The sequence below is a fragment of the Acetobacter sp. genome (assembly GCF_047721705.1).
Taxonomy (GTDB): domain Bacteria; phylum Pseudomonadota; class Alphaproteobacteria; order Acetobacterales; family Acetobacteraceae; genus Acetobacter.
Window position 1 is genome coordinate 1 of sequence record NZ_JBDNXK010000097.1, and the last position, 11,056, is coordinate 11,056.

4 protein-coding genes and 2 pseudogenes are annotated in these 11,056 nt (G+C 60.6%); 1 reads left to right on the forward strand and 5 read right to left on the reverse strand.

Annotated features, from left to right (window positions below; genetic code table 11):
• The 4 genes and pseudogenes from ABF824_RS13605 to ABF824_RS13620 form a co-directional block, all read right to left on the reverse strand.
• A partial coding sequence (locus ABF824_RS13605) for a hypothetical protein (RefSeq protein ID WP_415489548.1) occupies nucleotides 1-534 on the reverse strand: 534 nt, incomplete at its 3' end.
• Nucleotides 486-2,420, reverse strand: a complete 1,935-nt coding sequence (locus ABF824_RS13610) for a DEAD/DEAH box helicase (protein ID WP_415489549.1) — start codon at nucleotides 2,418-2,420, stop codon at nucleotides 486-488. The genes ABF824_RS13605 and ABF824_RS13610, both read right to left, overlap by 49 nt.
• Nucleotides 2,417-5,611 (reverse strand): annotated as a pseudogene (locus tag ABF824_RS13615) (STY4851/ECs_5259 family protein); the annotation flags it as partial. The gene ABF824_RS13610 and the pseudogene ABF824_RS13615, both read right to left, overlap by 4 nt.
• Before the next feature lie 705 nt (nucleotides 5,612-6,316).
• Entirely contained in the window at nucleotides 6,317-7,390 is a 1,074-nt protein-coding gene (locus ABF824_RS13620) for an IS110 family transposase (RefSeq protein ID WP_415489550.1), read from the reverse strand.
• Between the two features lie 124 nt (nucleotides 7,391-7,514).
• On the opposite strand from ABF824_RS13620, the pseudogene ABF824_RS13625 reads away from it, so the two are divergent.
• Nucleotides 7,515-7,718: pseudogene (locus ABF824_RS13625) on the forward strand (DUF3363 domain-containing protein); the annotation flags it as partial.
• A gap of 27 nt (nucleotides 7,719-7,745) precedes the next feature.
• Here ABF824_RS13625 and ABF824_RS13630 read toward each other — a convergent pair.
• Nucleotides 7,746-11,009, reverse strand: a complete 3,264-nt coding sequence (locus ABF824_RS13630; protein ID WP_415489551.1) for an efflux RND transporter permease subunit — start codon at nucleotides 11,007-11,009, stop codon at nucleotides 7,746-7,748.
• Nucleotides 11,010-11,056: the final 47 nt, after the last annotated feature.

The following is an 11,056-nucleotide window of genomic DNA, read 5'->3' on the forward strand; positions in this document are numbered from 1 at the left end:
AACAAAATCCACGGCGGGCTGGGCCAAGCCAGCCCAGACCGCCGTATCCTCAATGCCTGCCTGCTTTACGGCATGCGGCACGCCAAGGCGCGCCTTGGCTTCCATTGCGGGAAAGACGAGCCGGGCCAACCCCATGGTCTCGACATTGTTTTGCACGCGCGGGCGGCGAAACAGTTCGCGATAGAGAAACATTTGCGCCAGAAGCGCCGGGTCTTCGGCCAGGTCCCGGCCACCCCAGTCGCGCTCCGCCCAGACCTGTGTTGCAAACTGCCTGAGTTCATCCTGCTGGGCGAGGGTACTGACAAGCGTTTTCCACGGAATGGCTTTTGCCTGTTGGCTCAGTTCTTTCTCTGTTTCGGCAATTTGGTCTGCAAAGCCGACGGGGTCCATCGTCTTCATTTTCTGCAGGAACTGCTCTTGTTTTTTCCGTTCGGCAGGATCCATCCCGTCATCGCGTTGCACGCTATGATAGATGCATGCGCGTGTCAGGCTCCGTTCGGCATCCTGTTGCAGCTTGGCGGCAAGACGGGCCACGCCCTGCCTGCTGTCGGAGAAAGTAATGGCCCTGCGGCCCTCCATGGGCAGGCTGCTGGTTTCGCGCAGGGGGGCACCAACCGCTCCGCCATGTCGGGTAAAATGGCGCCCATGAAGAAGGACGGCCCGAAATGCTGGGAGCGCAGCATGGCCCGTTCCGCCCCGGCGCAGCAGCCGCGCTCCTTTTCCTTTTCTATTAGGTTGAGGGCTACCGTGCGGGTGTCCTGCGGAGGGGTATTATCATAGATCGTGCCGGTATCGAGGCAGACAAGGCGATCCGATGCCGTGCCGGTGGCCGGACGCAGCCAGACCGACAGGTTGAGCGGCTCCATGGTCTGCGTGTCGGGATCGGGTTCTATATCCACCAGGAATTCGTCGCGCGCTCCCGTTTGGCATGACAGGAGGCGGGCATGCATGCCAACCTCCTTGCTCGCGACCAGAAAGGGCGTGCCGCAATCCGAACAGGCCTGCAGCTCAAAAACCGGGGACCCGCACGGACAGCGCTCGCGCTGTTCCAGCCAGACAGTACCAAAACCCCATTGCGCCTCCGGTGCCGTCAGTTCAGCATCGCGGTGGCTGCAGGCGGAGTTGATGCATACCCACAGCCCACCGAGCGCGCGGTGAAAAATATGGGCACGCCAGGGCAGCAGCGGCTCGCCCGTGCAGGGGTTTTTTGTCTGGGCGGCGATGTCGAGGACGGACTGGGCTTTTTCCTGCTGCGTACGGTCACCATACAGGAGCTCGCTGACGGCGGGCAGGTTGATCCCGCCGGAGCGCATTTTATGGCGCAGGTTGCGAATACGCGGATGGGGTGCCAGTTCCGCCCACAGCGCCGCGCCATCGCACGCCTCCAGTGCTGCCGGGTCAAGCGGCCTGTCCTGCCCCATCTCAGGTAGGGCAGGCTGTGATTCTACGCCGTGAATGACACGGACCTGCTCTTTATCGGTCCCGGCAAGCGAGGCTATGAAGTCCTCCAGCTTGCTGTGTGTTTCCGCCTTGCCGCCATCGCTGATCGTTGCCGATGTGGCCATGACCCGGACCTGCTCGGGGGCTACGCCAAAAGCATTGCGGACGCGGCGCAGGAGCAGCGCCATTTCTGCCGCCTGCGCGCCAATATAGCTATGGGCCTCATCAAGCACGATCCAGCGCAGAAGACCCTGCGACTGGGCAAGAACGGGCTGGTCGGCATGCCTTAGCAGCAGGTATTCCAGCATGGTGACATTGGTGATGAGAATGGAAGGCGGCCGGGCGCGCAGGGTCTTGCGGTCGCCAATCTCGGCCGCGGACAGGATGCGTTTTTGGTGCCTGGCGGTTTCAGGCGTATCACGATTGTACAGCGCAAACGTGATGCGGTCACTGAGCTGTTCCGTCCACGCGCTGAGGCGTTCGCGCTGGGATTCAATCAGCGCATTGAGGGGATAGACCACAATGGCGCGGACACCATCAAGTTTACCCTGTACCGGATCATTCAGAAGATCATCCAGCATGGGCAACATGAAACATTCGGTCTTGCCCGATCCCGTGCCCGACGTGACCAGACACGACAGTCCCTCCTTTGCGGCCTTCCAGGCGGCAAGCTGATGGGTGTAGGGTTGGCGACTGCGCGGCATGCGTTCCTTGGTTGCCGTATCCAGCGCCGTCACAAGGCGGGGATCAAAAAATGAGCCCGACAGGTCATCCAGCGTTTCAGGGGTGGATTGCCATATGGGGGCAGATTCAAAGATCGGGCTGCTCAGTAACGCGCCCTCCTGCCCCGGGCCCACCGACAGGCGCCGCAGCAGGGCGGCATTGAGCCCCGTGCTGGCAATACGGCTACGCGCCACGGCAGCGGAGCCCGAACAGGCATTGAGATGAGCCAGGGTCTGGAATAGCATGGAGCGTGTCATGAATTGGCCTTATCAAGCACGATTGCCAGCGCGATGGGCAGCGCGTCGTCAAAATAACCGGGGTCGATCAGGCGCAGATTGGCAAGTGTAAGCAATCGTTTGCGCGCAATATGTGGTGGTTGCGGTTGTGCCGCCATTTCAGCCGCGACCATGGGGGCGTTGATAATTTTCTGGATGTAGGTGTTGAAACCCGAAAAACCCGCTAGGCGCATGTCAGGCTCGATACGCGGTATGCCATCGGGCACCCATTCATGGCGGCGGGCGACCTGCTGGGCCAGCGTGATGAGTGTGTCCTCCCGCGGGGCAACCATGATCTTGTTCATCAAAGAAGGGGGCAGGTCAGCAATCAGGCCAGCCTGCACCAGTGCCGCTGCAAAATGGCTGGCCAGTTCGGGATGCAGGACCAGAATCTCGTCAATGCGCCGGGCCATGGCGTTCAGTGCTGTCCTGGCGGTTTCTACCTCGCTGTCACAGACCCTGCCATAATGCCGGACAAGGCTGGCATAGTGCGTGCCCACAGCCTCGATAAAGGCCTGCACCGGCAGGGCCGGCCAGAAGATGGGGGCAGCCGTATCAAGGGAGAGCGCATGGAGCAGTTGCCCGGTGGGCACCTCAAGCACCAGCCGGATCAGAGCCTGGGGCACGGCGGCGAGGGCCTGCACCTGATCAAGCATGCCCGCATCCCCGCCTTCCATCGCGGCCTGTATGACCGACCACTGCTCTCTCCACACGGCACGGTTTTCCAGGCTATCCGATGCGCTAAGCTTTTCCCACCACGTGCCATAGGCCTCTATGCGCTGGTCGCGCGTGGTTGGGGAAACGGGCGCGGACCCGGGGGACCAGATTGCCGCCCGCTGCACCTGCCCATCCAGCGTGGCCTGCACAAGCCACAGGTCGTTTGCCTCCGAGGGTAGGAGGGCTGCAAGATCAATGGCGCCTTGCGCGGTCAGTTGATGGCGCTCCGCCTGACCGGGCCTGTTGATATTGGTTGTGTGCAGATTGACCGCGCCTTTTGTGGCAATCTGGGTAAAGGCATTGCCGCCTGTGACGTGCTCATTGCGTGGTATGCCCAGGCAGAGCGTGCCATCGGCCTGAAGGCGCGACTGGCGGTGGTAGCGCCGGATTTCCAGCCTGCGGCTTTCCATTCCATCGGTGACAAGGCTCAGGCGCACATCGGAGTCAGGGCCGCCATGCGCGAGCATGGAGCGGATAAGGGGTATATAGACGGCCAGCGGCGTTTCTCCCTCAATCCGAAGATCGATACACTGGTGCGCCGTGCGCAGCTGGATCTTGCACCGGCGTGCGGGTGGCACGATGGCCATCCAGCCCCGTAAACCGTCCACCGCTATGGGCGTATCATGTTCGAGCCGTGTATTGTCCGGCGCCAGGATAATACCGTTATGGGTGGGCCAGGGTGCCGTGAGTTCAAGCATCTGGCCCGTGGCTGGCGCGTTGAACTGCAGGGTGAGCATACCCGGTGGCCGCCCCGTGACAGAGAGGCAGAGGCACAGCGCATGCCCCTGTTGTGTCTCGCCTTGCACCGTGCACGCGCCTGCGGCAAGGCGCAGCGATAACCCGCTGGCAAGGCCATTGGCATGGAGTTCAACCGTGCCGGCATCCTTTTCACGCAGGGAAAGCGCGGCACCTTCTGGCAGGCTCACATAGCGCAGGCGGGCCAGTTCCGTGCTGTTTTCGACCCATTGGGCAATATGCGCCATGAGGGTGCGGGCCGGGCGGTAACGAATGTTATGAGGGGAAAGGCTGCGGAAGATATGGGGGCCGTTCTGACCATACAGGGTGGGCGTGCCGAGAAATATCTGCTCCCTGCTGCCCGCCATGCGCCAGCCCGGCAGCATCGCGCCCTGGGCAAGCAGGTGTATCTCAGGCAGGTCTTCTGGCGCGCCGGTGGTGATGCGCCAGCGATATTGGCCCAAAGTGACATCGCCCTTGCCCGATAGGGGCCACAACCGACCATGCGGCGCCTGCTCCGGCGCGCCCAGTGTCACGCCCGGGCCTGCCACGGGCTGGCTTGTGGCATTGGTCAGCAGCCACACGGTGGGGCCGCGGGTTATGGCCCTATCATCAAGGGGGATCAGGACATTGGCCTGCCCATCTGTCATGCCACGGGGCGGGCGATGCCATAGGCTCGGGCATTCATCGGGCAGGGGCAGGGCAGAAATGATTTCCACTTCCCCCATTGGCCGCCCATCCGCGAAGCCGGACAGGCTGAACGGCCTGTCAAGATCAAGCGCAAGGGTGAGGGGCGTGCGGTTGAGGCAGCGTAACTCCCAGCCTTCGGATATTTCGGGCAGGGGCGTTGCGTTATAGACAATAGTCTCCATCGAGGCATTGCCGCCTGCAAGAAAACGCATGCGCAGGCCTTTGGCGCTCGCGGGCAGGAAGTGCGTTGCCAGGATGCCTTCTTCGGTCAGGCGAACAAACGGGTGCCATTGACGGGTGTTCGCGTCGCGCACAAGCATACGCCGCGCAACGGGGGTGATGGGGGATTGCGCGTTTCTGAGCGTGCGCAGGGCAGGGCGGATCAGTCTGTCGGCAATGTCGGGCGATAAACGGAGTGGGAGTTCATTGGCCCAGTTGGCGTCATGTTGGTCCAGCCAGGCATCGATCTGTTCTGCCGGAATGTTTTCAGGCACCTTGGCGCGGAGAGCGATGATCGCGGTGCCCAGATCCTTTAACAGGCGGTAAATATCTTCCGATGCCTGGAATGTCTTGGGCAGGTTGGCGGCGTAGCGCGCGGCAATCGTCATGCCCACGCTGTCAGACATGGTGGGGCCATGACTTTCCATTTCTGCCAGAAGGCCCTTGATGACGCGCCCGTAAAGACCGTCCTCCACCAGCAGTGACTGCGGCAGGCCACCTTCCGCCATCAGGGAATAGAGATACAGATGCGTCTGGCCTTCGGATCTGCGCACCTCACGGTGCCACCATCTCAGGCCTTTTTCCACTAGTTCGCGGCCGAGGTCCTGTGTCTCGGACAAGCCAAGACCTTCGAACACGAACTCCCATTTCAACGTGCCGCCCTTGAAATGACTGCGTATATAATCTGATGCCCATAAAACAAAAAGGGCTGCAGTATGGGACTGCGTGGGGTAGCGTATGAGGTGCTGGCGCAGGGTGCTGGTCAGTTCGACCTGACGGGGCGGTGTAAGAGGCAATGTATATAAGGGCGACCATCTGGCTTGCTGACACCCAGATCTTCAAGAATATGACTGAGAAGCGACATCTGGTCTCCGCTGGAATGGTTGCCAGAGATTTTAAAATTGATATTTCTCCGATTTCAATTGCTAAAACCTATACCCACGTATGACAAATTTTATACGTTATTTACTAAAAACTTAGGAACATAAGATCGTTTTGTATGGATACACAATAAAACTCATTGTATATAAAAATATTGTATGTGATAAATATTATGTTAATCGGGGTGGTTAGCATAACGCGAGTGTCGCCCATCTAATTGCTTGGTGCTAAGCGAACATTCGAATTTCTCCTCTTAACCGCTGGTTTGCTAAATGAATTTGAAGCAGATCAGAAGGAGTTGCCCTCATGCTAGAGGGTGTTATGTACTTTCGTGTCTTATGTGGACGGCCGTTTAAGCGCAATACCTCACATTGTTCTCCCGATGTCATTTCCAAAACGTATTATTCTACCGGCTGGATGACGCATACCGATTGAACGTGAAGACCCGGTCAGATGCGCTCTTATGTCCGGCCTGTTTATGCGACTTTATGCGCAGGCCATCATGGATGTGCGCTTACGTGTCAGGCACCAATCTGGTATCACGTGCTCAGGGGCACAGACGGTCGAACGGTATGGCCTGAACTGTTGCTGAATGACAGTCTTCCCATCACGTCGGTTCGTACATACTGCCGGATCTACCGGAGCAAGCTCCGGTGTCCATCGTTCTGCTGGTGCAGGTCAGCCTGCTGAAACACTGACACCAGCCGGACGATAGATCTCTTTACGTGACAACAACGCCCAGATGATACGAGCCATTTTATTGGCAAGTGCAACTGTTGCCAGACGCCTTGGACGACGCGCCATAAGTGGGATAGCCACTGACCCGCAGCGCTATCCCACTTATGGGCACGATGAAGCATGGCCGTCGTACCAAGAACCAGTAACGTTCTTATCTGCCGGTTGCCCGTTTTGGTAATCCTGTCCAGACGGGTTTTACCGCCGGTAGAATGCTGACGAGGCACAAGCCCAAGCCAGGCGGCAAAATGGCGCGCAGAGGCGAAGGAGCCAATATCCGCGACCGAGGCGACAATCAGAGAAGCCGTTATGGGACCGACCCCAGGGATGGTCATCAGCCGACGCGCATCATCATCGCTTTTTGCACGCGCCCGGATCTGCACTTGCAAAGTATCAATGCTCTGAGAGACCTTTTCATAATGCTCAAATAACAACACGGCACTCTGCTTCATGGCAGCAGGCAGGTCGGCTGATGTCTCTATTTTTGCCATCAGTTCTGGCAGATGGCGTGTGCCCAGAGGCACAATCAGCCCGAACTCGGAAGCAAGAGCCCGTAACGCATTACTCAGCATGGTCTGCTGTTTGACCAGAAGAGCGCGGGTAGAATGCAGTGACAAGATACCTTGCTGCTCTTCGCTCTTGATCGGAACACACATCGTATCAGGATGAGTCGCCGCCATGCAGATCGCAGCCGCATCAACAGCGTCGTTCTTCTTGCCTTTTTTGACAAATGGTTTGACCCGATCAGGAGGAACCAGTCTGACATCATGACCAATCCTGCTGATCACCCGTGCCCAGTAATGAGCTGACCCGCAGGCTTCCAGAACAACTTCACATGGGTCAAGTTTTGCAAAAAATGCTGAAACTTCACTGCGACCAAGCTTGCGCTTGAAAACGCACTTTCCATTTGCGTCAGCCCCATGAGCCTGAAAAACGGATTTGGCAATATCAAGGCCAATTATGCTAGCTTTCATACGGGCGGTCTCCTCCTGATGGTCAGTGAACCTCCATCATGGCACATTGATGCCGCAGGGAGGCCGTCCACCCCATCTGGAAGCGGAGCAGGGGCTTTCCCACCAGCCATTCGATGCAGGCGAGTATGTGTCTGGGACTTATCGCCAGCGCTTCGTGCTAGCATCCGGTCGGATGGCAATGATTGATAACGGGCTTGGCTTTCAGTTGGTGCCGTGGACGCCCTCGCTGGAAAAACAGCGGGACAGGGAAGTCTCTGGGATCGCCCGTGATGATGGCGGTGTCGACTGGTCGTTTGGGAGACGGCGGGATCAGGGTCTGGAAATCTGATGCCTCCTGTTTGCGGGAGCGGACGGCTCAGGTTCGACCTGTCCGGCCCCATCGCAGTTTCAAGCGCTGCAGGTGATCGGCGCATCGCGCCACCAGCAGATAGAGCGCTGGCGTGGTGAACATGGTCTGTACCTGACTGACCAGCAGGCCACCGATCAGCGCGATACCCAGCGGCTGGCGCAGCTCCATCCCGTAGCCGCCCATCAGCACCAGCGGCAGCGCGCCGAGGGCGGCGGCAAAAGTGGTCATGACAATCGGCCGCAGCCGCAGCAGACACGCTTCGCGGATGGCGTCCCGGGCCGTCATGCCGCGTTCGCGTTCGGCGTGGATGGCGAAATCCACCAGCAGGATGGCGTTCTTGAGCGAGATACCGGTCAGAAGCAGCATGGCGATCACCGCCATGCCCGAGAACGGCAGTCCGAACAGGTCGAGCGCCATGATGGCCCCGATCCCGGCCGAGGGGATGGTGGAGAGGATGGTTAGCGGATGCCACACGCTTTCATACAGCATGCCCAGCGTGATCCAGACGGCCAGGATGGCCGCAGTGATCAGGATCTCGCTGTCATGGGTGCTTTTGCCAACATCCCCTTCATCGCTCTGCAATTCGCCGGTGATGGTCTCCGGCAGATGCAGGCTGCGCCACTCCTGATTGATGACGGATTGTGCCTGCGACAGGCCCACACCCGGCGCCAGTTCCAGCGCCAGAGAGGCGGAACTCGCGTAACCGATATGGGTCACGGCTACCGGATCAAGGCTGGGGGTCATGCGCGCCACGACCGAGAGCGGCACCAGTGTCTCCGCCCCGGTCGCCACGGCCGAGCCGGTGGACGCATTCGCCCCGCCCGCCAGCGAATTGGCGATCTGGTTCCTGAATGCGGTCGCACCCGTCGAGGCTGCGGTGCTGGCCGTGGCCGACGTGACCACCCTGATGGTGTTGGACGCCGAACTGCCCGAGGCTGATCCACCCGAGGGGCTGATCCAGAACTGTTTCAGGATCTCGGGGTCGCGCTGGAAGCGGTTTTCCACAGTCAGCACCACGTTGTATTGCCCGTGTGTGGTGTAGACGACCGAGGCTGTGGTCTGACCCAGCGCGTCGGACAGGGTGTTACCGATCACCTGCGGCGTGACGCCAACGCGGGCGGCGGTATCGCGGTCGATGGCCAGCGTGATGCCCTGCCCCGGCGGATCGACGTCCGGGTCAACATCCGTGAACTCCGGGTGATGCCGCAGGGCTTTCGCCAGCCTGCGTGTCGCCGGCCCCAGCAACCGGTCGTCCTCGCTGCGCAGGATGTAGCTGACGCCGCTGCTGTTCGAGCCCACCCGCATCATGATGTTGCCCGGTGCCTGGGCATGGTATTCGGTGTGGATGTCTTTCCCCATCCGGGCCACCACACGTGCAGCCACTTCCGCCCCGGAAGCCCGCCCGGTGGACAGGTCGCGCAGTGTGGCGAACACCATGCCATGGCTGGAACCCTCGCCCGTATCCAGATAGGCGATGACATGGCTGACGGCCGGGTCTTCCAGCAGCACCCTGCTGAACCGCTCCAGCCGGGCCTTGGTCTGGGCCAGCGAACTGCCGCTGCCGCGCGATCCACCCGAGACAATGCCGATATCCTGACGCGGGAACACGACCTTTGGCATGCGGGTGAACAGAAAGACGCCCACCAGCAGGGTCAATGGCAGAAGCAACGCCGCCTTGCCGGGATGGGTCAGGCAGATTTCCAGAATGCGGCGATACAGGCTACCCCTATGTTTTTCATGGTCCAGAAAATCTGCGGTATCCCCTTCTGGATGAACGGCTGTTCTGTTTTCGGCAAACCGCATGCACAGCGCCGTCAGACACGGTGTGACCACGCAGGACAGAACCAGCGAGACGGTTACGGCGATGCCGACGGTGCCCGCAAACTCCCGGAACAGCCGTCCCGTCAGCCCCGAGGCCAGCCCGATCGGCAGGAACACCGCCAGCACGGAGACAGTAATCGACAACAGCGTAAAGGCCACCTCGCTTGCCCCGGCAATGGCCGCTTCCTCAACCGACATCCCACGCTCGCGCATGCGGATGATGTTCTCGATCACCACGATGGCGTCATCCACCACCAGCCCTGTCACCACCGTCAGCGCCATGAGCGAGAGGTTGTCCAGCCCGAAGCCCGCCAGATGCATCGGCCCGAGGCTGGCGATCAGGCAGCATGGCACGATGATCGCGGGTGCGATGGATGCCGTCCACGAGCGCAGGAAGACCCAGACCACGCCCAAGGCCAGCACACAGGAGGCCAGCAATGTCACCAGCGTATGATGCAGCGAGGAACGGATCACAGCCGAACCATCCCGCGCCACGGCAATATCCGCACCGGCCGGCATCAGCGTGCGCAGTTGCGGCAGTCGCGCCTTCACCGCATCAACGATGCCGACCAGATTGGCTCCCGGCTGGGCACGGACCATTAGTGTGAGCGCCGGTTTTCCGTCAAAGAAGGCGGCGGCGTTCACGTCCTGCATGCTGTCGGTGACGGTGGCGACATCCCGCAGCCGGATCGGACGCCCGCTCTTGTAGGCGATGACCAGATCCCGATAGGCGGCGGCATGCTCGGCCTGGTCGTTGACGGCCAGCTGGTAGCGCCGGTCGCCCATGTCGATCACACCCTTGGGCGTATGGGCATTGGCCGAGGCGAGGGCCGCGCGCAGGTTCTCGAACCCCATGCCGTATTTGAAAAACAGCAGCGGGTTCATTTCCACCCGCACCGCAGGGGCCGAACTGCCCATAAGGGTGACATCCCCCACACCCTGCACCTGCAGCAGCATCGGCCGCAGCGTCGTGTTCACCAGATCATACAGCTTCGCCATGGACTGCATGCCCGGCGTCACCGCCAGGATCAGCACCGGCGTCGCATTGGGGTTGGCCCGGTGATATTGCGGGTCCGATCCCGGCGTGGTCGGCAGATCCCGCCGGGCGGCTCTTATGGCCGCTTCCACGTCGCGGGCCGCGCCATTGAGATTGCGCCCCAGCTCAAACCCCAGCGAGATGGAGGTCTGCCCCCGTGTGGAGGAAGACATCATCTGTGTAACGCCCGCGATATTGCCCAGATGCCGCTCCAGCGGGGCGGCCACCGTGCGGGCCATCACCTCGGGCGAGCCGCCGGCATTGGAGGCGGAGACCGAGATCACCGGCAGGTCCACATCGGGCAGGTCCGAGACCGGCAGGAGCGGTAGCGCCATCAGGCCTGACAGCACGGCGGAGAGCAGCAGCAGGAGCGTCGCTACCGGGCGACGGACAAACCAGGCGATGAATTTCAAGGAAGATGTCCCGTCCCTGCGGGAGGGCTCACTCTATAAGACGATCG

Excerpts from the sequence above, each read along its gene's own strand:
- ABF824_RS13610 (WP_415489549.1), bottom strand. The coding sequence starts at position 2,420 with ATGACACGCTCCATGCTATTCCAGACCCTGGCTCATCTCAATGCCTGT.
- ABF824_RS13620 (WP_415489550.1), bottom strand. The coding sequence starts at position 7,390 with ATGAAAGCTAGCATAATTGGCCTTGATATTGCCAAATCCGTTTTTCAG.